At 28.9% G+C, this 23,620-nt stretch carries 27 protein-coding genes, 8 tRNA genes and 1 pseudogene; 19 read left to right on the top strand and 17 right to left on the bottom strand.

Features of this window, described 5'->3' with window-relative positions:
• The first annotated feature begins 10 nt into the window (after window positions 1-10).
• From Fi14EGH31_RS04395 to Fi14EGH31_RS04385, 3 genes are all read left to right on the top strand, one after another.
• On the top strand, window positions 11-538 hold the full coding sequence (locus Fi14EGH31_RS04395; protein WP_318030071.1) for a restriction endonuclease subunit S: 528 nt from the start codon (window positions 11-13) through the stop codon (window positions 536-538).
• 440 nt (window positions 539-978) lie between these two features.
• Window positions 979-2,103, top strand: a complete 1,125-nt coding sequence (locus Fi14EGH31_RS04390) for an AAA family ATPase (RefSeq protein ID WP_200765175.1) — start codon at window positions 979-981, stop codon at window positions 2,101-2,103.
• A gap of 9 nt (window positions 2,104-2,112) precedes the next feature.
• Window positions 2,113-2,616 (top strand): hypothetical protein, encoded by a 504-nt coding sequence (locus Fi14EGH31_RS04385; RefSeq protein WP_200765174.1) that lies wholly within the window; start codon window positions 2,113-2,115, stop codon window positions 2,614-2,616.
• Between the two features lie 140 nt (window positions 2,617-2,756).
• On the opposite strand, the gene Fi14EGH31_RS04380 is transcribed toward Fi14EGH31_RS04385, so the two are convergent.
• The 9 genes from Fi14EGH31_RS04380 to Fi14EGH31_RS04340 form a co-directional block, all read right to left on the bottom strand.
• Window positions 2,757-3,020 carry a metal-sensing transcriptional repressor gene (locus Fi14EGH31_RS04380; RefSeq protein WP_048923456.1) on the bottom strand — a complete coding sequence of 88 codons (264 nt, stop codon included), beginning with the start codon at window positions 3,018-3,020 and terminating at the stop codon, window positions 2,757-2,759.
• Window positions 3,021-3,022: 2 nt separating this feature from the next.
• Window positions 3,023-5,509 carry a heavy metal translocating P-type ATPase gene (locus Fi14EGH31_RS04375; protein ID WP_200765173.1) on the bottom strand — a complete coding sequence of 829 codons (2,487 nt, stop codon included), beginning with the start codon at window positions 5,507-5,509 and terminating at the stop codon, window positions 3,023-3,025.
• 70 nt (window positions 5,510-5,579) lie between these two features.
• On the bottom strand, window positions 5,580-5,882 hold the full coding sequence (locus Fi14EGH31_RS04370) for a helix-turn-helix domain-containing protein (protein WP_118470335.1): 303 nt from the start codon (window positions 5,880-5,882) through the stop codon (window positions 5,580-5,582).
• A gap of 261 nt (window positions 5,883-6,143) precedes the next feature.
• On the bottom strand, window positions 6,144-7,058 hold the full coding sequence (locus tag Fi14EGH31_RS04365; protein ID WP_200765172.1) for a hypothetical protein: 915 nt from the start codon (window positions 7,056-7,058) through the stop codon (window positions 6,144-6,146).
• Between the two features lie 74 nt (window positions 7,059-7,132).
• Window positions 7,133-7,669 carry a phosphohydrolase gene (locus tag Fi14EGH31_RS04360; RefSeq protein ID WP_200765171.1) on the bottom strand — a complete coding sequence of 179 codons (537 nt, stop codon included), beginning with the start codon at window positions 7,667-7,669 and terminating at the stop codon, window positions 7,133-7,135.
• 9 nt (window positions 7,670-7,678) lie between these two features.
• The gene (locus Fi14EGH31_RS04355) at window positions 7,679-8,077 is read right to left on the bottom strand and encodes a hypothetical protein (RefSeq protein WP_032091618.1); all 399 of its coding nucleotides are present in this window, start codon (window positions 8,075-8,077) and stop codon (window positions 7,679-7,681) included.
• 2 nt (window positions 8,078-8,079) lie between these two features.
• Window positions 8,080-8,589 carry a GrpB family protein gene (locus Fi14EGH31_RS04350; protein ID WP_117871972.1) on the bottom strand — a complete coding sequence of 170 codons (510 nt, stop codon included), beginning with the start codon at window positions 8,587-8,589 and terminating at the stop codon, window positions 8,080-8,082.
• Window positions 8,586-8,879 carry a Dabb family protein gene (locus tag Fi14EGH31_RS04345; protein ID WP_022001073.1) on the bottom strand — a complete coding sequence of 98 codons (294 nt, stop codon included), beginning with the start codon at window positions 8,877-8,879 and terminating at the stop codon, window positions 8,586-8,588. The genes Fi14EGH31_RS04350 and Fi14EGH31_RS04345 overlap by 4 nt, the downstream gene beginning before the upstream one ends.
• A complete protein-coding gene (locus Fi14EGH31_RS04340; protein WP_117575288.1) occupies window positions 8,872-9,381 on the bottom strand; it encodes an AAA family ATPase in 510 nt (169 codons plus the stop codon). The genes Fi14EGH31_RS04345 and Fi14EGH31_RS04340 overlap by 8 nt, the downstream gene beginning before the upstream one ends.
• Before the next feature lie 245 nt (window positions 9,382-9,626).
• On the opposite strand from Fi14EGH31_RS04340, the gene Fi14EGH31_RS04335 reads away from it, so the two are divergent.
• Entirely contained in the window at window positions 9,627-10,544 is a 918-nt protein-coding gene (locus Fi14EGH31_RS04335) for a calcium/sodium antiporter (protein WP_200765170.1), read from the top strand.
• Between the two features lie 298 nt (window positions 10,545-10,842).
• Here the strand turns inward: Fi14EGH31_RS04335 and Fi14EGH31_RS04330 are convergent, their stop codons facing one another.
• Window positions 10,843-11,679 (bottom strand): Abi family protein, encoded by an 837-nt coding sequence (locus Fi14EGH31_RS04330; RefSeq protein ID WP_117788069.1) that lies wholly within the window; start codon window positions 11,677-11,679, stop codon window positions 10,843-10,845.
• Between the two features lie 150 nt (window positions 11,680-11,829).
• Between Fi14EGH31_RS04330 and Fi14EGH31_RS04325 the strand changes: the two genes are divergently transcribed.
• From Fi14EGH31_RS04325 to Fi14EGH31_RS04305, 5 genes are all read left to right on the top strand, one after another.
• A complete protein-coding gene (locus tag Fi14EGH31_RS04325) occupies window positions 11,830-12,645 on the top strand; it encodes an AAA family ATPase (RefSeq protein WP_107029901.1) in 816 nt (271 codons plus the stop codon).
• Between the two features lie 90 nt (window positions 12,646-12,735).
• Entirely contained in the window at window positions 12,736-13,104 is a 369-nt protein-coding gene (locus Fi14EGH31_RS04320; protein ID WP_107029900.1) for a GntR family transcriptional regulator, read from the top strand.
• A complete protein-coding gene (locus Fi14EGH31_RS04315; RefSeq protein WP_107029899.1) occupies window positions 13,101-13,988 on the top strand; it encodes an ABC transporter ATP-binding protein in 888 nt (295 codons plus the stop codon). The genes Fi14EGH31_RS04320 and Fi14EGH31_RS04315 overlap by 4 nt, the downstream gene beginning before the upstream one ends.
• Complete coding sequence (locus Fi14EGH31_RS04310) at window positions 13,981-15,372, top strand: hypothetical protein (protein WP_200765169.1); 1,392 nt, start codon at window positions 13,981-13,983, stop codon at window positions 15,370-15,372. The genes Fi14EGH31_RS04315 and Fi14EGH31_RS04310 overlap by 8 nt, the downstream gene beginning before the upstream one ends.
• A 41-nt stretch (window positions 15,373-15,413) precedes the next feature.
• Window positions 15,414-15,890 (top strand): VanZ family protein, encoded by a 477-nt coding sequence (locus tag Fi14EGH31_RS04305; protein ID WP_117481384.1) that lies wholly within the window; start codon window positions 15,414-15,416, stop codon window positions 15,888-15,890.
• Between the two features lie 63 nt (window positions 15,891-15,953).
• Here Fi14EGH31_RS04305 and Fi14EGH31_RS04300 read toward each other — a convergent pair whose 3' ends face one another.
• The 3 genes from Fi14EGH31_RS04300 to Fi14EGH31_RS04290 all read right to left on the bottom strand — a co-directional run bounded on the left by Fi14EGH31_RS04300 (window position 15,954) and on the right by Fi14EGH31_RS04290 (window position 18,080).
• Complete coding sequence (locus tag Fi14EGH31_RS04300) at window positions 15,954-16,892, bottom strand: NAD(P)H-binding protein (RefSeq protein ID WP_200765168.1); 939 nt, start codon at window positions 16,890-16,892, stop codon at window positions 15,954-15,956.
• A gap of 85 nt (window positions 16,893-16,977) precedes the next feature.
• Window positions 16,978-17,856 (bottom strand): LysR family transcriptional regulator, encoded by an 879-nt coding sequence (locus Fi14EGH31_RS04295; RefSeq protein ID WP_022001065.1) that lies wholly within the window; start codon window positions 17,854-17,856, stop codon window positions 16,978-16,980.
• 150 nt (window positions 17,857-18,006) lie between these two features.
• Window positions 18,007-18,080 (bottom strand) — tRNA-Trp (locus Fi14EGH31_RS04290).
• Between the two features lie 107 nt (window positions 18,081-18,187).
• Here Fi14EGH31_RS04290 and Fi14EGH31_RS04285 point away from each other — a divergent pair.
• Genes Fi14EGH31_RS04285 through Fi14EGH31_RS04275 form a run of 3 tightly spaced genes read left to right on the top strand, consistent with a single transcriptional unit; the run spans window position 18,188 to window position 19,177 of the window.
• Window positions 18,188-18,325: a spore coat associated protein CotJA gene (locus Fi14EGH31_RS04285; protein ID WP_200765167.1), complete on the top strand. Its 138-nt coding sequence runs from the start codon at window positions 18,188-18,190 to the stop codon at window positions 18,323-18,325.
• On the top strand, window positions 18,318-18,599 hold the full coding sequence (locus Fi14EGH31_RS04280) for a spore coat protein CotJB (RefSeq protein ID WP_117813763.1): 282 nt from the start codon (window positions 18,318-18,320) through the stop codon (window positions 18,597-18,599). Before Fi14EGH31_RS04285 ends, Fi14EGH31_RS04280 begins: the two co-directional genes overlap by 8 nt.
• Complete coding sequence (locus Fi14EGH31_RS04275; RefSeq protein WP_032091630.1) at window positions 18,557-19,177, top strand: manganese catalase family protein; 621 nt, start codon at window positions 18,557-18,559, stop codon at window positions 19,175-19,177. The genes Fi14EGH31_RS04280 and Fi14EGH31_RS04275 overlap by 43 nt, the downstream gene beginning before the upstream one ends.
• Window positions 19,178-19,211: 34 nt before the next feature.
• Here Fi14EGH31_RS04275 and Fi14EGH31_RS04270 read toward each other — a convergent pair whose 3' ends face one another.
• On the bottom strand, window positions 19,212-20,195 hold the full coding sequence (locus Fi14EGH31_RS04270) for an HD domain-containing protein (protein ID WP_118473421.1): 984 nt from the start codon (window positions 20,193-20,195) through the stop codon (window positions 19,212-19,214).
• Between the two features lie 148 nt (window positions 20,196-20,343).
• Between Fi14EGH31_RS04270 and Fi14EGH31_RS04265 the strand changes: the two genes are divergently transcribed.
• From Fi14EGH31_RS04265 to Fi14EGH31_RS04235, 7 genes are all read left to right on the top strand, one after another.
• Window positions 20,344-20,420: transfer RNA gene (locus Fi14EGH31_RS04265), tRNA-Pro, on the top strand.
• 12 nt (window positions 20,421-20,432) lie between these two features.
• Window positions 20,433-20,508: transfer RNA gene (locus Fi14EGH31_RS04260), tRNA-Ala, on the top strand.
• 26 nt (window positions 20,509-20,534) lie between these two features.
• Window positions 20,535-20,611, top strand: a tRNA-Met gene (locus Fi14EGH31_RS04255).
• A 10-nt stretch (window positions 20,612-20,621) separates the two neighbouring features.
• Window positions 20,622-20,714, top strand: a tRNA-Ser gene (locus Fi14EGH31_RS04250).
• Between the two features lie 21 nt (window positions 20,715-20,735).
• Window positions 20,736-20,812: transfer RNA gene (locus tag Fi14EGH31_RS04245), tRNA-Met, on the top strand.
• A gap of 4 nt (window positions 20,813-20,816) precedes the next feature.
• A tRNA-Asp gene (locus Fi14EGH31_RS04240) sits at window positions 20,817-20,893 on the top strand.
• 6 nt (window positions 20,894-20,899) lie between these two features.
• Window positions 20,900-20,975 (top strand) — tRNA-Phe (locus Fi14EGH31_RS04235).
• Between the two features lie 53 nt (window positions 20,976-21,028).
• Here the strand turns inward: Fi14EGH31_RS04235 and Fi14EGH31_RS04230 are convergent.
• The 3 genes and pseudogenes from Fi14EGH31_RS04230 to Fi14EGH31_RS04220 all read right to left on the bottom strand — a co-directional run bounded on the left by Fi14EGH31_RS04230 (window position 21,029) and on the right by Fi14EGH31_RS04220 (window position 23,560).
• Window positions 21,029-21,886, bottom strand: a complete 858-nt coding sequence (locus Fi14EGH31_RS04230) for a YitT family protein (RefSeq protein ID WP_107029891.1) — start codon at window positions 21,884-21,886, stop codon at window positions 21,029-21,031.
• 107 nt (window positions 21,887-21,993) lie between these two features.
• A pseudogene (locus tag Fi14EGH31_RS04225) lies at window positions 21,994-23,202 on the bottom strand (ammonium transporter); the annotation flags it as partial.
• Between the two features lie 19 nt (window positions 23,203-23,221).
• Window positions 23,222-23,560, bottom strand: a complete 339-nt coding sequence (locus Fi14EGH31_RS04220) for a P-II family nitrogen regulator (protein WP_022000849.1) — start codon at window positions 23,558-23,560, stop codon at window positions 23,222-23,224.
• Window positions 23,561-23,620: the final 60 nt, after the last annotated feature.

The following is a 23,620-nucleotide window of genomic DNA, read 5'->3' as shown; positions in this document are numbered from 1 at the left end:
CCTCTCGTAAATATGCACAACGATTTTTTGTAATTTAATTAAATTTCATGTTTATTATGATTGGGAACAGCGTAAGTTAGGTGATGTTACTCAAATAATCATGGGGCAATCTCCTGATGGGAGCACGTATTCAGAAACACCCAAAGATTATATACTCGTACAAGGTAATTCAGATATAAAAGATGGATGGGTAGAACCTAGATTGTGGACAACACAAATGACAAAAAAGGCCGATGTAGGTGATTTAATAATGAGTGTTCGTGCACCGGCTGGTTCTATGGGAAAAACCGCATATAATGTAGTAATTGGTAGAGGAGTAGCTGCAATTAAAGGTAATGAATTTATATTTCAAAGTTTAATAAAAAAAGATATTGAAGGTTTTTGGAAAAAAATCACAACAGGTTCAACTTTTGAATCATTAAATTCTAATGATATAAAAAATAGCAATTTATTAGTTCCTGTTAATGAGGAACAAATAAAAATCGGTCAATATTTCTCACAACTCGACAACCTTATTACCCTTCATCAGCGTTTGTAATATTTCTATAGTTTGGAGAATTTTTTTAAAAAATATAGATGTAATTTTACTTATAACCATGTTCAATCAGCAACAAAATATTTAATACAGCATCTATTATATTTAAAACTGTTTTCTATGATAAATTTTCTTCTTTATATCTATAATGAATTGAATAATAAAAAATTATAATGCACTCACTTTATGAAATTTTAAAACAAATATAATTAATCTTTTTAATATCGCTAAGGACCTGTAATGGATAAAAATATCACAAAAGAAATGTATACATTCATGAATATTATTTGATTAATTTTTAAAATATTGAAAAACAAAAAATCATTCAATTATATTGTTAATATTTTAAAAAGATTGGCTTTAAATAAAAAAATAATATGATATAATTTATTTATATTAGTTCTATCAAATGGATATAATATACATAATAGGAGGTGATATAAATGATAATAATGGATTTAAAAATAAATAACTTTTTTGCATTTGAAAATTTCCATATTAATTTTTCCTATCCAAAAAAAATAGTAAATTCTTATTTAGAAGATGAGTTTTTAGAAGGCTATCCAAATTTTAGATATCAAAAAATAAATATTATCATGGGATCTAACGCTACAGGAAAAACATCTCTTGGAAAAATGATACTCGCTATTTTTAATTTGATAAATAAAAAAAATATAGATTTAATATCTCCTTTTATTTCAAATAAAAAAAAGAATGCTTTTTTTGCAATGGATTTTGTTGAAAAAAAAGAAAATAAATATTATTTATATCGAATGAATGCACATTTTTTAGGAAACGATGAGGATAGTTACTCAATTGATAATGTAAAAATAAATGTTTATTCAGTAGAAATTAAAAAGCGTGATAATTATGAATTATGTAGTGAAAGGCTTGATTTATTAACAAATAATAAATCCACCGAAAATTACATTACCGAATTAGAAAAAATCCCAAAACTTTCATGGGGGTTTGCATTTCCATTTGATTCATTTAAATCAGAATACAGTGTATTAGATGATGATCGCTATTTAAAATTATTGGAATACACATTAAAAGTTTTAGATCCTGCTGTTAAATATGTTAGAAGAATAGAAAATGTTAAAAATGCTTTTATTATAAGCTTTGGAGATAAGGATATAATTTTACAAGATGGTAAGATTGTAAACGAAAGTTTATTATCATCTGGAACAAAAGAAGGAATTCGAATTGCTTCTATTATCGATTCACTTAAAGTAGGAAAAGAAGCAGTTTATTATTGTGATGAAATGTTTTCACATATTCACTCAGATATTGAAAAAGGATTTTTCTCATTGATGATTGATTTGCTGGGTCGAAATTCACAATTGTTTTTTACATCTCATAACACTGATTTATTGGATTTACCTTTACCTAAGCATTGTTTCACTTTTTTAAAAAAAGAAATTTATGATGACGGGCAAGTAATATCAGCAATAAATGCATCTAAATACTTAAAAAAGAATACAGATTCCTTAAGAAATGCTGTTGATAATGATTTATTTTCTGTTTCCCCAAACCTAGTATTATTAGATGAAATTGGAAATATATAGGAGTTAAAGATGGCTAATAATATTTATCATTATTATGTAGAGGGAGATGACGAAAAGAAAGTAATTGACACTTTAAAAACCTCTATGCAACTAATCATTTCAGGAAAAGTTGATGTATTTAATGTAATAGAAAGAAAATTTACAAGAAATCAAATAATGAGATTGAAACAAGGAACAATTGTTGTATTGGTATTTGACACTGATACAAATCAAGTAGACACATTATTAGAAAACATCCTCTTTTTACAAAAACAACCCATTGTAAAAAAAGTAATATGTGTACCCCAAGTGAAAAATTTAGAGGATGAATTATTAAGAAGTTGTAATATTAAACAAATAAAAGAATTAACCGGCAGTAAATCAAATTCAAATTATAAACATGATTTAATACAACACAAAAATCTTTCTAACGCTTTAAAAACTCACGGATTTAATATCGAAAAATTTTGGTGCAAAGATCCATCATATCCATTTGATACTATTAAAAATGAAAGTCTATCAATAAAAAAATAAGAATTATACATTTAATAAATCGTTAAACGTTGTACTATATTTACATTTAATTAGTCTTTTGTAAAAAACAATCATAAAGAACATATAATTTTAGTTATGACGTCTATAACGCGTAAAACGGGCAATTTGCCCGTTTTCACTTATTTCAATAAATTATCTAACACTTTGATCATTTCTTCTACTTTTTGATCACAATCTTCACTATTGACTGCATCATGTACACAATGTGTCATGTGTGCCTTTAAGACTTCTTTATTGGCTCTTTTTAAAATCGCTTCACTTGCCATGATTTGATGTGAAATATCAATACAATAGCGATCTTCTTCCACCATTTTTAAGATTCCATCAATTTGTCCTCTTGCTGTTTTTAAAAGTCTTGTGACCTGTTTTTTATCGGCCATCATACTTATTCAATTCCTTTATAAGTATATCCAGCTTCTTCAATGGCTTGTTTTAGTGTTGCTTCGTCAACTTCACCTTCTACAAAAGCACAGTTTTTTTCTAGATCAACTGTTGCTTGAATATCATCAATAGCATTTAATGCTTTTTCTACATGTGCTTTACAATGTTCGCACATCATTCCTTCTACTAATACTTTTTTCATTTTCTTTTCTTCCTTTTTCCTATTTTCTCGTATTTGAATAATTTGATGTTTTGGTTTAAAGAATCTTAATCTAAGTGCATTTGATACAACAAAGACAGAACTTAATGACATTGCTGCTGCTCCATACATTGGATCTAACAACCAGCCAAAGATTGAATAAAACACGCCTGCAGCAACAGGAATACCAATGACATTATAGAAGAATGCCCAAAATAAGTTTTCTTTAATATTTTTAATTGTGGCTTTTGAAAGTTCATAAGCCACAACAACATCTTGTAAATCATTTTTCATTAAAACGATATCAGCAGATTCGATCGCAATATCAATACCTGAAGTCATCGCAATACCAACATCACTTCTAACAAGAGCAGGGGCATCATTGATTCCATCACCCACCATGATGGCACGATGTCCTTTTTCTTGTAAGTCTCTTACATGTTTTTCTTTATCTTGTGGTAAGACTTCTCCAATAGCTTCAATACCTAATTCATCAGCAATCGCATTGGCTGTTAATTGATTGTCCCCTGTCAACATATAGATATTCATGTTCATATCTTTTAAACAATCAATGGCATGTTTACTTGTTTGTTTCAAGACATCTGAAACAACGATTAAACCAATAAGTTGACCGGCATAGCTATAGAATAAAGGTGTCTTTCCTTTAGATGATAATTCTTTATAGAGATTTTCAATCGAAGAAAGATCAACATCATTTTCTTCCATCAAACGTCTATTTCCTGATAAAAGAATTTCTCCCTTTAATTCACCTACAAGACCTAATCCTTGTTTCATTTCAAAATGATCTAATGAATCAATAGATAAACCTTGTTCTAAAACATAACTATGAATTGCCTTGGCAAGTGGATGTTTAGAATATTGTTCAATCGAACCCGCATATTTCAATAAATCATTTTCACTTACACCAATTGGATAAACTTCTGTAACTTGGGGTTTTCCTTCAGTAAGTGTTCCCGTCTTATCTAAAACAATCGTATCACATTTAGAAAGTTCTTCTAAGTGTTGTGCTGATTTAACTAAGATACCTAAGTTAGCCCCTTTCCCTGTTCCAACCATGATTGCTGTAGGAGTGGCAAGCCCTAAAGCACATGGACAAGAAATAACAAGGACTGAAATTGCACAGTTTAAGGCAAAGTGGAAATCTTTATTTCCAAGGGTCAACCATAAAATGAAAGTAATGATTGCAATTGTAATAACGGTTGGTACAAAGACACCACTGATCTTATCGGCAAGTTTCGCAATTGGTGCTTTAGAAGCACCTGCTTCTTCTACTAAACGAATGATTTTAGAAAGCGTTGTATCATTTGAAGCATGACTAACTTCTACTTGCATATAACCATCTAAGTTATTGGTTGAACCAATAACTTGATCACCAACTGTTTTATCGACTGGTAAGCTTTCTCCAGTAATCATCGCTTCATTGATTGAACCATGTCCTTGAATGATTTTTCCATCCAAAGGAATATTGTTACCTGGTTTAACAATCACAACATCACCAATTTGAACATCTTCAATGGCCACTTCAACTTCTTTGCCATCTTTTAACACGATAGCTGTTGAAGGCATTAGCTTCATCAATTTTTCAATCGCTTCTGAAGTCTTTTGTTTAGAACGTGATTCTAAATATTTACCTAAAGAAATTAATGTTAAAATCATTCCTGCCGATTCAAAGTAAAGTTGCATCATATAATGATGGGTCATATCCATGTCCATTCTTCCTAGATAATAAGCCATCATAAACGTTGCATATAAACTATAAATAAAAGCTGCTGAAGACCCTAAGGCAATCAAGGAATCCATATTTGGACTTCTATTCCATAAAGTTTTAAATCCTCGAATATAATATCCTCTATTAATAAACATAATAGGAACAACTAAACATAATTGAACTAAAACAAAGATCATCATATTTTCATGACCTAAGAGAATACTTGGTAAAGGCCAATTCATCATATGTCCCATACTGATATAAAATAAAGGAATCAAGAAAATAAATGATAAAATCAAATTCTTCTTTTTATGTTCATTTTCATCTTCTTGAACATTTGAAACCTGTTTTTCACCAATATTTTGAGCTTTATAACCCGCTTTATCGACCGCTTCAAAAATCTGATTTTCATTTATTTTATTTTCATTAAATTCAACAGTCATTGAGTTCTGTAATAAATTGACATTAACATCATCAACACCATCCAACCCTCTTACTGCTTTATCTACATGAGCTGAACATGCACTACATGTCATCCCAATGACATCATATTTCTTTTTCATTACTACACCTCCCACCCCTATAGGGTATCTATATCATACTTGAATACTAGAAAATAAGCAAGAAATATGCTTACAAAATTTCTTGCTTTTCTAAGATTAGTTTTCCCTCTTTTATTTGATAAATACGATTTCCCCATTCTTTTCTTTCATCACTTTCTTCAACCAATTCATTCATACTTACCCCAAACAAACAACTTAATGCATATAAATGATGAATTGAGGGATATGTACTTCCTTTAAACCAACGATAAATTGGTTGAGGACATTCTAAACATAAATAATTTTGGATATCTTTGACTTTATATCCTATTGTCTTAATATATTTTTTTAAATTCATTCCTAGTTTTAAAGGGTCTATTAATTTTTTATCCATTTTTATCACCAACATTATTGTAAAACAAAAAAAGAAAGCTGTCATTGAACTTATAGTTCACTAGTCTTCCCTTTTTTCAGACATTCTAAACTTAAATCACCTTTTCTTTGTAACCTTAAAAAATGATTGATTTAATCTCAAAGATAACATTTTATCATTCATTTCTTTTGCCAACTTGTAGATAAAACTTATCATAAAAGCAAAGAATAAAACTATTATTGAAAAAATACTGGTAAAAAAAAGATACCAAAAATCGGTATCTTAATCATATTCTGGCATAAGGCTTTCATCAACAACATAGGCTATTCTATTGTATAGAATTTTTAATAGATCTTCTTTAGCAACATTTTCTAAAAGCCCTTTCCCAAGTTCAGATTTAACTAAATGAGTGAGACAGTCATATTGGAAAGCATATTTAAATGGAGCATAGTCATTTCTAAACATATAAATTGAATACTTATCACTGGCAAAAGGAATACCACTATCAACATGTACACCATATGTACCATATTTTTCTAATGGAAAATCATTTTTTCTATATCTATAATGTATTGTATCTTCTGTACCATAGATTTTAGAAAAAGCATAGAACTCCCTAAATTTATATATCTTATAGAGATCCCCCTCTTTTTCAAAATAAGAGTCTGAATCTAAACCAATGGTCATTGTAAATGGAAAATCAAAGACTTTTCCACTTTTATGTGAGTTAAATGAAACACTTCCTATAATATCTAAAGAACCTTGGTTAAAAGTTTCTTCATCATATATTTCATTAAACCCTAATTCTATTTCAAAATCAGGACCAATATTCCCACAATTATCATATTTATTGATATCCTCTAATAATTTGTTATGAAAAACATTATTAAAAAGTTCATTGTAAGAATAAGCACTTTTTAAATCAACATTAGCTATTTCATTGGCACTGTTTTTAAGCATGCTTATTTCTTTTTCATCTGTCATTTTTCTATAACAGATAAACTTATCAAAAACAGCTTCCTTTAAATTATTTTCAAATTTATTAAATTGATAAACAAGCTTTCCCAAAAAATTGTCTTGTATATAGATTTCATTTTGATTCAAACCTTCAAAATATTCTTTTAGGCCAGGAATATACCAATTGGCATCTTCATTCTTTACAAAATCAAAAAATTCATCAAATGTAACATGTTCCATATAAGAGTCCCCCTTAAAAATATATACTCAAATTTTAGCACAGAAATAAGAAAAGGGTAAAGAAAAAGACGATTTTAAATTTCCATCATCTCTTTGTAAAATTCTATAAATTCATTTTCAACTATTTCAAAAGCTACAAAACTTAAATCAACTTTTCTTTGCAACTTTAAATAATCTTGATTGATTTCATCATTTAATAATTCTTTTAATTCCAAAGATAACATTTCATCATCAATTTCAAAAACTAATTTAGTTTCATCTTTTGTTAAATCTCTTTGAATAAAATGTTTCCAAATAACATTTTGTAAAACATCTTCCACTTCTAAATAATAAGTAAGTTCTTTTTTTATCGGTCTTGTAACATCACTTAAATAAACTTCACTTCCATCATGCAACAAACATCCTAAAATAACTTCTTTACTATACCCTCTTGTCTTTGCTTCCTTAGCACAAGCAAGACTATGTTGAGCTACGGAATAAAAATATTGAACATGTCCATTTCCTCGACATATTAAAGAAAGCTCATGAGCAATATCTTTAATATCTAATAAACTTTCATCTACATTTAATGGATCAAAATATTTTTTTGTATACGTTGTAATAAAACTCATAAAATACTCCTATAACTTAATTGACACCGTACTTAATGCGCAAACTGTCATTAAAAGACAACAAATAATGATACTCATGCCAAATGAAAATGATAAAAAATAGGCAATAATCGAATAAACAAAATAACCTAAACAAACCATTAAAAATCTTATAAAATGTTTATACGCATACTCTTTTCTTTGTTTGCTTGTAACCGCACATGCTTCTTGATAAGAAATCCCTGTATACCAATAGATTGCCTCATTTTTATAAATCATGCCCGTAAGAATGGCAAGAGTTATAAACATATAATTACCTAAAACCAAACCTACTAAATCTATATTCTTGATATCCATAAAAATAATCGCCAACACACCTACGCAAAATAAAACCAGCCATGCCATAAATCCTTTATAACTTTTTTTCATTTTTATAAACCTATTTCCTTATAAATTTTTTCAATAATTTGTGATTTATACATACAATATTTTTCAATATCATTTGGATACAACTTTGCTGCTTCTTTTTTAATTTTACCGTATTCTTTTACAGTATTTGGATGTTTTCTTAAATAATTTCTAAAAGCAAGATGTCGTTTCAATTCTTTAGAATCTTGTGGACATACATAAAGATGATGTGTTCTTAAATGCTCTTTTCCTTCATATCTAAAAGCTTCGCGATCTTTAAGACCTAAATCGCCTTCATAAATATAACCATGATTTTCTAAAAGATAAATAACTTCTTTTAAATCATTTTGATCAATAACAACATCTAAATCAATGATTGGTTTAGCTGCTAGTAAAGGAACAGAAGTGCTTCCTACATGTTCAACAGCAAGCACTAAATCTTTTAAAGCTTCTTCTATTTCCCCTTTAATTTGATTGAAATCATTTACCCACTTCGAATCATAATCTACAACTTCAATATGTTCTGTTTTCATCTTTCAATATCTCCACATAAACGCTCACAAACAAGATTCCTACAACGCTTTTTATGTGCTTCATGTAATGAATGATTTTGAAAATTCTTTAATGCCTCTAAATTTTCAAACTCACTATAAAAAACAAGATCATAACCTGAAGTCAAGTTTTCTTCCATTTCCACACATAATAAGCCTTCAATTCCTTCTAAAGTTTGAACCGATTCTTTTAATTTTTGAAGTGTTTCTTTTTCTAAATGGTTTTCTTTAACTTCTTTTGTATAATTCCAAAATAAAATATGTCTAATCATTTTCATCACCTACTTTTATTATTTCTTTAACAATTTCTTCAATTGTTTTATTAGAAACATCAATTTTATATGTATTTAATTTTTGATACATTTCTAATCTTTCTACACTACGAGCAAGGACATCTGGTTTTCTAGTTCCTTGATCGATATCTTTTTGAATACGTTTTTCTAAAGCTTCTTTTTGACAAACTAAAGAAATCGCTATTACTTTTACGTCATTTAAATCCAGGCGTGAAAGTATATCATCAATTATACTTTGTTCATGCATCACCCAACAAAAAATAATATTTTCAAAAGTATTACATTTTATATCATTGTTCAATAAAGTACAGATATTGTTTAAAACAAGCTTCTTTGTTTCTTTATTTACAACAAAAGGATGCATATCCCAACACCAATCACCATCTAAAAATACACTTTTATCTAATTTTGTTTTTAAAACTTGGCATGTGGTTGTTTTGCCAACACCCATTGTTCCACCTATTAAATATAATTTTTTCATACAAATACCTCAAATTTAATTCTACATTAAATATTTTAACATATATTAAAATAGAATTGATTTATTTATGATTATCAATTATTATTTTTATATAAAAGGGAGTAGTTAGCATCTTCGATGTTCTAATAATCGTCATCACGCTTATAGCCGGTTATTATGAGTAAATAACGAGACTTTTATCAATCAATTTTTTTGATGCGAAAAAAGTCTTTTTTGTTGACTTTTTTCGCAAGAAAGAGGAAAACATGGAATATATTTTATTAATGATTGGTTTTATTTTTCTAATTAAAGGTGCTGATTTATTTGTTGAGGGAAGCTGTAATCTGGCAAGATTTCTAAAAGTACCCAGTGTAATCATTGGTTTAACGATTGTAGCGATGGGAACGAGCGCACCAGAAGCATCGGTAAGTATACGTGCTGCATTTACAGGAAATAACGAAATAGCTTTAAGCAATATTATTGGTTCTAATATTTTTAATGGTTTAATTGTTGTTGGTATCTGTGCTTTTTTAGCTTCATTTAAAACAGATAGAACGATTTTAAAAAAGGATCTTCCTTTTAATATCATCGTTACTTTCATTTTACTTATCATGTTATTTGATGGAAAACTTTCAAGATTAGAAGGAATATTTCTTATTTTATTAATGATTATCTATCTTGGAAGAATGATTTATGAAGCGATTTGTCACCAACAAAATGAAGATAACACAAAAACACGTTCTCTATTAACGAGTATTCTATTTATTGTTTTAGGATTAGCTTTCGTTATTTTGGGTGGACAACAAATCGTTGATCAAGCTTGTATTATTGCTAGAAATTTAGGTGTAAGCGAAAATTTCATTGGACTTACGATTGTTGCTATTGGTACTTCTCTTCCTGAACTTGTAACTTCTATTGTTGCTACAAAAAAGGGAGAAAGTGGTTTAGCTTTAGGTAACGCTATTGGCTCTAATATCTTTAATATCTTATTTATTTTAGGATGTTCTGCTACACTTTCACCACTTACTGTTATAAATGAATCTATTATTGATTGTATTATCTTACTAGTAAGTAGCATTCTACTTTATCTATTTGCAAAAACAAATAAATCAATGAACAGAAAAGAAGGTCTTCTTTGTATTTTACTCTATATCATTTATACAGCTTATTTATTCATTAGATAAATCAAAGAGAGCATTCCAAATAGGAATACTCTCTCCTTTTTAACTCGCTCTTTTTCAAATTATATAACTTGATTTGGTGGCGTACACCGCTTTTTTAACTCCCTCTTAATGGTTGGGAACACCGCTTTTTTTGGTGGATTACCACACAACTTATAAGATTCAATACAATACTTTTTAAAAATTTGAACTATTTTATAGGTATTATTACTTTTTGTTGTTTCATTTTTAATTTTGTGTTGTCTTTTTTCTGTATTTGCATATAATAATAATGTAAATGGCACTTGGTGCGGAAGAAAACTCATGAATAATCATGAGTTTTTTCTTTACATAATTCTTTAATCATATTTAAATATTTTTTCCTATCAGATACTTTTCGTAGTTCATGGGTCTTAGGATTATAAAATCTAATTAATATTTCTAAACTATTACTATGCATTACACAATTACGAATAGAAACCAAACAAAAAATTTTATTAATAAAATCTGGTATCTTTTGTACATTGAAATTCATATTAAATCGCTTTAAATCTTCAAAAATTACATCTTGTTGTTTTTTATCAAGACACGTGAAAACAGTTAACATATTTCCTAAACTCATTCTATCAAAGAAACAATAAATATCTGCATAATTAAAAATTTGTTCTTTTAGTTTTTCTAAATGTGCATTCATATGTTTTATTCTTTGTTCATTATATCTATTTTCTAAAATTGCAGCTCTTATTTTTAAGCCATCAAAAAACATCCTCAATTGATTAGAATCTGTTAATTGATTCAAAGTTAAAATATGATAAGCTGTTATTGACTTGAAATGAATTTCAAAATCTAGTATGTTTTCAATAATCATCGGATATAATTTTCTTTCATTCATAAACAAATCATAATATTCACTAAATTCAACATTTCTTTCGTAAATATGTTCTCCATTTACTTTAATCACTTCTTTTTTTTCATTTGTTTTTGCAAAGTTATGTTTATACGGAGTTATTAAATTTATATAGTTATATTCTAATAATTTCTCACCCGCTATTTTTTTAGACATTATATTAAATTGAACATGCTTTTTATTTTCTAAATACTCAATTTGATTTGAAATTTTTTTCGCTAATTTATATTTTTGAACACGATTTTCATTCATATTATTTCCCCTTTTATTAAAATATATTATATCGAATCATATACTTTCTTCCAAGTAAACCTGCAATATTCAATAAAAATAATACTCTATAAATTTATTGTCTTTTTAACTCTCATCAATTAAGATTAAATTATACGAGGAGGTCATTCTATGATTTATTTAAGTAGCTTTAAATTAAGTAACAAAAAACTTAAAAACCCTAATATTTATCCTTATAGTGTCTTTAAAGATAAATACATTGAACCCTTTTCTTTTGCACCTATTACTATTTTCTATGGAAATAATGGTTGTGGAAAATCTACTCTTTTAAATATTATTGCTGGAAAACTAAAGATAAAAGGAAAAGAAAGCCCTGCAAGCAATAATTATGGTTCAGAAAATTATTGTCAAAGATTTGAAAATGAATGTGCCTATAGTTTGGGAAGTAATGAATACGGTGTTCCTTTTTATCATCTTCCTGAAAATAGTCGTTATATCAAAAGTGAAGATATTCTCTATGAAATTAAAAAAATACAACAAAAAGCAATTTTAGAACATGGATTAACTTATGATTATATGCAAGATGGTTTATCTTTAGAAAAAGCTCAAAGTATTTTGGATCATAAAAAAGAACAAAGAATAGAAAATATTATTTTTTCTCAAGAAAAGTATTCCAATGGAGAAACCTCTTTACAGTTTTTTCAAGAATACCTCATACCTGAAGCGCTTTATTTATTAGATGAACCTGAAGTTTCTTTATCCCCTGCCAACCAGGTTGCATTAGCCCATGAAATTAATAAACTCGCACATTATTTAGGATGTCAATTTGTTATTGCTACTCATTCTCCTTTTATGTTAGGAACTTTAGATGCTAAAATATATAATCTTGATGCTAAAGAATGCCAAGTCACGCCTTGGTATCAATTAGAAAACGTACGTTATTTTTATGACTTTTTCAAAAAACATGAAAAAGAGTTCACTCAATGAGCTCTTTTTTTCTTTACCTTATTGACAAATCATTAAATGTATTATACTGTATTAGTGTACTAGTGACACTAATACAGTTAGGAGGACTCTATGTTTATAATAGATATTCAAAATAAAGTTCCTATTTTTGAACAACTCAAAAAACAAATTTTAGAATTTATCTCTATCGGCATTTTACTTCCTAATGATAAATTACCTTCGGTAAGATCTCTTGCAACAGATATTGGCGTTAATCCTAATACTGTTTCTAAGGCCTATCAAGAATTAGAGAACCAAGGTTATATTTATTCCGTTAAAGGAAAAGGATGTTTTATTGCTGATAATCAAACTGATCAATTGATTAAAGATGATAAATTAGATGATTTTAAAGGATGTGTCAATGAAATGAAAAAGCATCAAATTACCAAAGACAAATTATTAGAAATTATTGAAGAAGTATATAAGGAGGAAACTGTATGATTGAAATTAAAGATGTGATGAAATCTTTTGAAAATAAAAATGTTTTAAATCATTTAAATGTCACAATTTCCTCAGGAAGTATTTTTGGTTTGATTGGTCCTAATGGAGCTGGGAAATCAACCTTACTTTATTTATTAAATGGGATTTCTAAATGTGATGAAGGAAGTATTTTATTTGATGGAAAAGATGTTTATGAAAATCCTGATGTTAAAAAAGATATTTTATTCATTAGTGATGATCCCTACTATTTTCACTTTGCTACTATTGATGAAATGAAAGATTTCTATCTTACTTTTTATCCACAATTCAATTTAGAAACCTATCAACATTATGTTGATTTATTCCGTTTACCACAAAATAAACCTTTAAAAGATTATTCAAAAGGAATGAAAAGACAAGCAATGTTTGCTTTAGCACTTGCAATTGCACCAAAATATTTACTATTAGATGAAGCTTTTGATGGTTTAGACCCTGTTATGCGTTTAGCTTTTAAAAAAGCTATTAATCAAATCATTGATGAAAATATGACAGTCATTATTTCATCTCATAATTTAAGAGAGCTTGAAGATATTTGTGATAGTTTTGGTATTTTAGAAAATGGATGTATGACAACATCTGGTGATCTCTATGATATTAAAGATCATATTCATAAAATACAAATTGCTTTTAAAGAAGAATTAAACAAAGAAGAATTTAGTCATTTAGATGTTCTATCTTTCCATAAACAATCTCGTGTGATTAATATGGTTGTTAAAGGAGACATCAATGAAATTAAAGATTATTTAAGAATGTTCAATCCAATTATGTTAGAAGTTTTACCTGTAAATTTAGAAGAAATATTTATTTATGAAATGGAAAGAAAGGGGTATGGTGTCTATGATTAATAAAGATTATTTTAAATATTTAATAAAACAAAATAAGAAATATCTTATTCTTATTTATGTAATTGGAATCATTATTCCTTTTCTACTAATCAATAAATTTGATTATGTACCTTTAAACGATGAAAATATAACGCGTTTTGCACAAATAATTCCTTTAGCTTATGGATTTATGTTATCTTTTATTGTCCCTATTTATCTGTTTTCTTTTTTACAAAAAAAGAAAAGTAATATACTTTACTTTTCCTTACCAATAAAAAAAGAATCACTTTATTTAACAACAAGTTTATTTTCTTACTTTGCAACTATTCTACCTGTTGTTATTTACCAAATTATAAGCCAACTTATTAGTAACTATATGATTTCTTTTCCATTGGATAAATTTATTCTAGCAATAATTATCACCATCGTCCATATGTTTGCGATGAATACAATCATTACATTTGTAACACTTTCATCTCAAAATATGACTGATAGTTTAATTTGTTCGATTGCTTATATGATCATACCCTTTGTTGTTTTTCTTGCTCTTAATATTTGTGCAACCAAGGTAGCCCAAACATTTATGATGGGATATGGAAACTATTCACAATCATTAAAATTATTACTTAATTATATAAGTATTGTTTATAGTGGGTTTTTCCAAGGAAACTATTTATTATCGCCATTTGTTTCTAATACACCTATTATCTATTGGTTTATTTTAAGTATTATCTTTTCATTGATTAATTATCATTTATTTTTAAAACGCACACTCGAAAAAAGTGAAACATACACAAAATCTATCTTTATGTATCCATTGATTATTATTTTAAGTACATTATCAATGATGTTATTTGTGTATGATCTAGGGGATTTAAAAATGACAACACTCATGTTTTCTGTTATTTTCATCATTTATTTAATTATGTATTATTTTTCAAAAAGAAAAGTTTATTTCAGTTGGAAAATTCCATCTTTCTTTATTCTATTGATTATTGGTTGCATTGGTTTTTCTAATATTTATTCTAATACCAAAGGTCTTAATACAATTTATGAATTACCAAAAAACAAGGATATCCAAGAAATCTATTTTTCTACTGATCGTTATATTTTCGACGAAGATAAGCCATCAACTGTCGATAATCAAGAAATAGAGAATTTAACAACAAAAAATATTACAATTCAAAATAAAAAAAATTTCATGAAAAGTATGTACGAAATTATGAACAAAAATTTAATTACTAAATCCGCTGATTATCATGGTTATGAAAACTATTATGAATTAACGATTAGTTTTACAACTAAAAACACCATCAATCCAAACAGAAATTATATTATTAAGGATGAAAATATGGCAGCTGTACTGGATATTTTTTCTAAATATGACATCATTAAAAACAAATAGGTTGGGTATTACCTCAACCTATTTCTATAGAAGGAGTCTTTATGAAAAAAACTACACATATATTATTTACTATTTACATATTTTTAGTCATTTGGATCATACTTTTTAAATTATCTGTTTCTATTGATCAATTACCACATTTTAGAAGCATTAATTTAATTCCCTTCTATTATCCAAATAAGACAACTTATCAAATAAGAGAAGTTCTTGATAATCTGATTATTTTTATTCCTTTTGGGCTCTATTTAAAAACATTAAATATTAATAGTGATCGAACAATATTTCTTGGTTTTCTATTAAGCATTTCATTAGAATTATCTCAATATATCTTTTGTCTTGGAGCAAGTGATATTACAGATTTAATTACGAATACAACAGGAGTACTTGTCGGTGTTGGTCTTTATTATCTTTTAAAAAAGATTTTTAAAGAGAAGACCAATAAAATTATTTTAGCATTAGCAGCTATTGTAACGATTTTATTTGTTTCTTTGATCATTATTATTCTTATAAACAATTAATGCACATAAATCACAAGTTATTCACAATTGTGCATAATAAAAAATGAGGTCTCCCTCATTTTTTTATTCTGTTGGATGACGATCACCTAATAAATAATCATCTACATGTTCAAAGATATATTGAATAGATAATGGTTTTCTTCCTGTAAGTGAACTAAAATCACTAACAGGAACATCTAAATAGCCTTGTGTGACAGTTGTTCCAAAAGTAACCATTCCTTCTGATGTTGCTTTAATTGGACTTTTTGAAAAATCTCCATCCGTATTTCTAGGAACACCAATTGAATCAAAATAAGCATAAAGTTCATCATCTGTAAGTCTTGTATAAGTGATATGATTTCCTGTTACTTTGTTTCCAATAGCTAAGAAATCTTCATAAGATAGTGGTTCTAAACCATTAATATTTAAAACAGCTCGATGTAATAAATGATTATTTAAAGCACAAGCTGCTGCATAAGCGCAATCCTTACGTGAAATAAACCACACACGTCCATCACCCATATTTTTAGAAATGGTTGTTTCTTTAGCTTCTACGGCTCTTAAATAGTCACTTGTAAATGCTTCAACAAAAAGAGAATTTCTTAAAAAGATATAATCAAGCGATGTATTTTGAATAATTGCTTCTGTATAAGAATGATCTACATTTTCAATGCTTGGGTTAAATGGATGTGCTGCTGATAAAACAGATGTATAAATAATTTGTTTAACATTTGCTTTCACACATGCATCTACTGCATTTTTATGAGCTTGTCTTCTCTTTTCACCTACAAAAGGCATTGAAATCAATAAAACCTTATCCGCATTTTCAAAAACTTTTACAAGTCCTTCAGGATCATTAAAATTAGCTATAGCTGTTTGAATCCCTTGTTCCTTATATTCTTTTAAACTTTCTTCTTTAGGTGCTGTAAATACTAAATCTTCTTTGTTCATCAATTCTAAAGCGTATTTAGCCACTAATGAGCCAAAATTTCCATCAACACCATTAATAACAATTTTACTCATCGTTCATACCTCCACATGTGAAAATTATATCATGAATATTTTTATAAAATAGACCTTAAAAATTAATAAAGACTATAAGTTTTTCTTATAGTCTAAAATAATCTTCTACATATTTCATAAATTGTTGTATCGCCTTTTTTTCATTATCTCGATGATAGCCTACTGCATAATCTGCATGGTGATGACTTTCTTTTAAAGGAATAGCCACAACTTGATCATTTTCATTAATTACTTCCGTTGCTGTAAGACCAATACCTTCCCCTAAAGAAATAGCCATCATATATTCATTTAAATCATCTACTTCTTTTTTTATGTAAGGAATCATCCCATCTAAACGAAAAGATTCCATATAATCATGATAATATTCTTCTCCTTGTTTTTTAGATAAAATAATGAGTGGTTCATTTTTAATATCTTCTATCGTTAAATATTCTTTATGACTTAAAGGATGTTCTAATGAAGTGACAACACAAATATGGCTATGATGTATTGTTTGATAAATTAAATCAGGATATTTTTTAAAGTTATTGGTTAATCCAAAGCCTAAGTCTATTTCCCTTTCATTTAATTTTTCCATACATGTTAATAAATTAAACGCTTTAATATCAATAGAAACATCATGATTTTCTTTAAAACTTCTTACAATAAAAGGAATATGTTGTTTTTCAAAGGGTCCTGTTATCCCTATCGTTAATACATCCTTTTGTAAGTTTTCCTTAATATCTTCATATTCATTATTATAATCATCTATTAATCTTTTAGCCAAATCATAATAACGCTTTCCTTCTTTTGTAAGAGTTGGACAATAAGTTTTTCGATTAAACAAAGAAAATCCTAAATCTTTTTCTAATTTTGTAATTTGTTGAGAAATTGCTGATTGTGAAAGATAGTATTTCTTAGCAGCTTTAGAAAAGCTCCCTTCTTCTACTACAGCCATAAAATAATAAATCACTTGTTTAAACATCTACATCACCCTATTTATCATATCATCTTATGCACATTTTTTCATAAATTGTGCGTAAAAAAGTGAATAACTTGAGTTATTCACCTTATTCACATATTTATTCACTTTTGTACAAATAAAAAACACATCTAAGATGTGAATCAAATAACCTGGCAGGGGTAGTAGGAGTCGAACCCACATCAACGGTTTTGGAGACCGGTATTCTACCATTGAACTATACCCCTATTTGGTTTGCCTAATTAATATACCATAATAAAAATAAATATGCAATAGGTATTTTCACTATAATTGTAAAAAAAATAAACATATGATAATTTTGAGGAGGTTAAATATGAAAAATGACTTAGAATTAACTATTTCTTCTATCAAAATACAATCATTTAAAGATATTTATAAAATGAACATTGCTTTTGATAAAGGAACTATTTTTAAACAACTTGATAAACCTTGGGCGATGTGTCGTGGATGATACATTATTACAAATAAGTAAATTGGATTTTTGTATCCAAGATGTTACTTTGTTTTTAGATACCCACCCTGATGATCAAGAAGCTAAAAAATATTATAAGGAAGGGATGAAGCATCTTTTAAAGATGAAAGAAACTTATTTAAAAAATGGCGGTGCTCTTACAAATAGAGACGGAAAGAATATTGAAAACTATATTAATGAACCATTTCCTTGGATGAAAGGAGGATCAACATGTGGTTGTATGAAAAGCGCTTGCAATATCCCGTTAATGTAAGAAAACCTGATGCTAAAACAGCTAAAATTGTTATTTCACAGCTTGGTGGACCTAATGGTGAATTAGGAGCAGCACTTCGTTATCTAAATCAACGCTATACGATGCCTTATCCAAGAATTCAAGCCTTATTGACAGACATTGGAACAGAAGAACTTGCTCATGTTGAAATTATTAGTACCCTTTTCTATCAACTTACCAATGGTCTAACACCTCAAGAAATTAAAGAAGGTGGATTAGATGCCTATTTTACTGATCATACATTAGGTGTCTATCCAACAAATAGTGCGGGTATTCCTTTTAGTGCCGATACTTTCCAATCTGTGGGAGATCCTATTTCTGATTTAACAGAAGACATGGCTGCTGAACAAAAAGCTAGAACCACTTATGATAACATTCTTGCTTTAAGTAAAAATGAAGACGTCAATAAAGTCATTCGTTTTTTAAGAGAAAGAGAAATCGTGCATTATCAACGTTTTGCTGAAGGACTTGAATATGTCAAGAGTCAATTAAATAAGAAGAACTACTACGCTTATAATCCCTCATTTACTTCATCAAAACGTGAACAAACATGTGAATAAGGTGAATAACTCAAGTTATTCACCTTTTATGCACTTATTCACACTTTCCCCACAAATATTCACTTAAATTTGTTACTAAAAACATTTGTATTTCTTGAGCCATTTCCTTATTTATCTTAGAAATTCTCCCTTTATTTTCTACATAAACATCGATATATCTTTTTTTAGCCGGAATTTGTTTACAAAAAAATTCTTTATTTTTTCCTTTATAAACACAACTTAATTGTCGAAAATCATCCCATAACTGTTTAATTTCTTTATCTTTTATTAATAAATCAATAAAACTCTTTTCTTGAAGATAAAAATCATCTTCTTTAACTACACCTCTATCAACTGCTTTTTTAATAACATAAGATAAATATTGCATCGCATAACGATCTTCATCACAAATATAAACATGTGAACACTTCAACATCATTCTTGTAAAAAGAACAGCTTTGTCTTCATGTTTAAAAATAAGTTCATCTTTCTTGTCATTTACTTTGAGATCCTTATAAATCATTTGTATCATCTCTAAATCACAAAATCCATAACTATACATATTTCCTAATGTATATTCCAAACGATCTGCAGAAAGTTTAGGAGATTCATTATCAGCCAGCGGATATAAATGATAGTTACAAACATCTTCTATCGTTAAATGATACTCATGCAACAAAGAAACTAATAAGGCATCTTGTTCAATTACCTTTTTCGTATCTAATTCTGTTGATTCTTGTTTTAAATGATCTTGGTGATAGAAATCTATCGTATGTGCAAAGATAGGAGTTGCTATATCATGAAGCAAACCTGCAACTGTCTGTCTAAAATCATGTGAAAAATGATAAACAATTAATGCAACCCCTATACTATGTTGATAACGAGAATATGGTACGATGTTTGAAAAGAAGTCAAAAGCAGTATATTCCACTCCACAATTCATCCCAGTATCTTTAAGTCTTTGCATTGATGGAACATGTATAAGACTATTTATAAATTCTAAAGGCTCTTTTTCATAAATTTTCCATAAATTATTCAATTTTTTCAACTCCTTAAAATTCTAAATTACATTCATTTTATCACACTTTTTTTAAAGTATATTAAAATAGAGTAAAATTTATTTTAATATTTTTTTAAAATAAAGCTTGATTAAAGTGAAAATATATGTATAATTATAAGGGCAGTAACGGGAAGTAGCACAGCTTGGTAGTGCACCTGGTTTGGGACCAGGGGGTCGCAGGTTCAAATCCTGTCTTCCCGACCATTTATAAAAATTGGGGCCATAGCTCAGCTGGGAGAGCACCTGCCTTGCACGCAGGGGGTCAGCGGTTCGATCCCGCTTGGCTCCACCAATTAGTTTAATAAATTTCAATATTATGGCGGGATAGCTCAGTTGGCTAGAGCATTCGGTTCATACCCGGAGTGTCGAGGGTTCGAATCCCCCTCCCGCTACCATTAATATTGCGGAGATTTACCCAAGTCTGGCTGAAGGGACTGGTCTTGAAAACCAGCAGAGGATTAACGTCCTGCGGGGGTTCGAATCCCTCAATCTCCGCCATTTATTAAAAAAACTTAATATCGCGGGATGGAGCAGTCTGGTAGCTCGTCGGGCTCATAACCCGAAGGTCGTTGGTTCAAATCCTTCTCCCGCAACCAAAATGGTCTGGTAGTTCAGTTGGTTAGAATGCCGCCCTGTCACGGCGGAGGTCGCGGGTTCGAGTCCCGTCCAGACCGCCAAATGATGGTTCCGTAGCTCAGTCGGTAGAGCAGAGGACTGAAAATCCTCGTGTCGGTGGTTCGATTCCGCCCGGAACCACCATTTTTTTATTTGATTTTACGTATACAAAAAAAGCATCATTTTGATGCCTTTTTTTATAATCTTTTTTCAAACCCTCCATGAACCATTGGCCCTTGTGCTAATGTAACAAAGGCTTTGGGATCTAATGAAGAAACAATTTTATTAAGTTGTTGAATTTCATATTTATTGATTGCCACATAAAGAATTTCTTGATCTGTTTCCGTATAAGCGCCTTTGCCCATCCAATAGGTAACTCCTCTACCCATTTGTTTCATAATCGCTTCTTTAATTTCTTTATTCTTTGTAAATATTAAGACCGCTACATTGATATTTTGTAGATGGAACTTATCTGCTGTTGTATAAAGAATTGCGACAAAGACAATTGAATACATAATAATTTTAATATCATAAATAAATAAACATATTCCAAACAAAACAACATTAAATATTATAGAAAGCTGCCCTGCTTTAAAATCTGGATTTTTCTTAACTAAACAAACTGTCGCAATATCAATACCCCCACAGCATCCACTACTTCGAAGTGCAAGCCCTACTCCTATTCCACAAATAATGGCCGCAAAGGCAACATTTAATAAAGCATCTTCAACAATCGGTTCTTTGATTGCTGGAAGAATGGATAGTAATACAGTTTGGATAATTAAAGAAATAATTGTTTTAAAACAAAATTCTTTATTCATTATTTTATATCCAAAAATAAATAATGGAATATTCATTAATAAGTTGATCATTCCTAATGTATTCAATGATTTTGGTAAAACTAAAAAATTATGTATAAAATAATCAATTAATTGAGCTAAACCAATCATTCCCCCAAAGTTGATTTGATTTGGTGTCACAAACAGCCAAATACCTAGTGTCAACAATGTTGAACCTAAAACTAAATAAAAATATTGTTCTAATCTTTTACTCATATACTCCCCTCACCCATGAAAAGTATAATCTACTTTGCTTATTTCTACAATAAAAAAGAGTCAATTTAATGACCCTTCAAAAATTATTTTTTAATATATTCTGGATAAGCTTCACATCCATGTTCTTCTAAATCAAGACCAATGATTTCTTCTCTTTCAGATACACGTAATCCAAAGATTTTTTTGATGATAAAGAAAGTAATTGTAATAGTAATCGCTGTCCAAATACCTACTGATAAAACACCTGTTAATTGTTTAATTAATAAATCAAATCCACCACCGTAGAATAAACCTGTTAAAGTACTTTCTGGTGCAGAAGTTGTCGCAAATAAACCAACAGCAATTGTTCCCCAAATACCATTGCAACAATGTACAGCAACAGCACCTACAGGATCATCAATGTGTAATTTATAATCTAAGAACCAAACTCCAAGGCAAACAAGTAATCCAGCAACAGCACCAATAATAATCGATCCTAAAACATCTGTGACGTCGCATCCAGCAGTGATTGCTACTAAACCTGCAAGTGAAGCATTTAAACACATACCAACATCAGGTTTACCATATTTGATCCAAGTAAAGATCAAACAAGAAACAGTTGCAATGGCCGGTGCCACTGTTGTTGTTACGAAAATTGAACCAAGTTGTGGAACAGTTGTAGCCGCTGCCCCATTGAATCCATACCATCCAAGCCAAAGAATAAAGACACCTAAAGCTCCAGCAGTAATGTTATGTCCTGGAATCGCGTTAACTTTAACAACTTTTCCATTTTTATCTGTATCAAATTTACCAATACGAGGTCCTATGATTTTAGCACCAATTAATGCAGAGATACCACCAACCATATGAATTGCACATGATCCAGCAAAATCATGGAATCCAAGTTGTGATAACCATCCACCACCCCAAATCCAATGAGCTTCAATTGGATAAATAAGTGCTGAAATAACTCCTGAATAAACACAATAAGATAAGAATTTTGTTCTTTCTGCCATTGCTCCTGAAACAATAGTAGCAGTTGTTGCACAGAACACTAAGTTAAAAACAAAGTTTGAAAAATCAAAGTTTGCATAACTTGTAAATATATCAAATCCTGGTTTACCAATAAAACCAAGTAAATCTTCTCCTAATAATAAACTAAAACCAATTAAAATAAATGTACATGTCCCAATACAGAAATCCATTAAGTTTTTCATAATAATGTTCCCTGTATTTTTTGATCTTGTAAATCCTGCTTCTACCATGGCGAATCCAGCTTGCATCCAAAATACCAGCGCTGCGCCAATTAGAAACCATACGCTAAATGTTTCACTCATAATAAATCCCCCTCAATTTTTATAATGCGTTTTCCCCTTTTTCTCCAGTACGAATACGAATCGCTTCTTCAACTGGATAAATAAAGATTTTTCCATCTCCTACATTTCCACTTGATAAAGTTTCAGTAACTTTATCAACAATTTCTTGAACGATTTCATCTTTAACAACTGTTTCAACTCTTAATTTTGAAACAAGATTAACAGAATATGTGACACCTCGATATTGATGTGTATAACCCATTTGATTTCCAAACCCCATAATATTGGAAATCATCATACCTGTTACACCAGAAACTGTTAAAATATCTTTTAAATCTTCTAACTTTTCTGGTCTGATAATGATTTCAAGTTTTTTCATAAGTTTTCCCCCTTTTTTATTGATTTCCATTCCCTTTTAGAAATCTTGACAAAAATATAT

Origin of the sequence: Faecalibacillus intestinalis (assembly GCF_015097455.1) — a bacterium.
Lineage (GTDB): Bacteria > Bacillota_I > Bacilli_A > Erysipelotrichales > Coprobacillaceae > Faecalibacillus > Faecalibacillus intestinalis.
The sequence above is the reverse complement of the archived record's forward strand: the minus strand, read 5'-3'. Positions and strand labels throughout refer to the sequence as shown.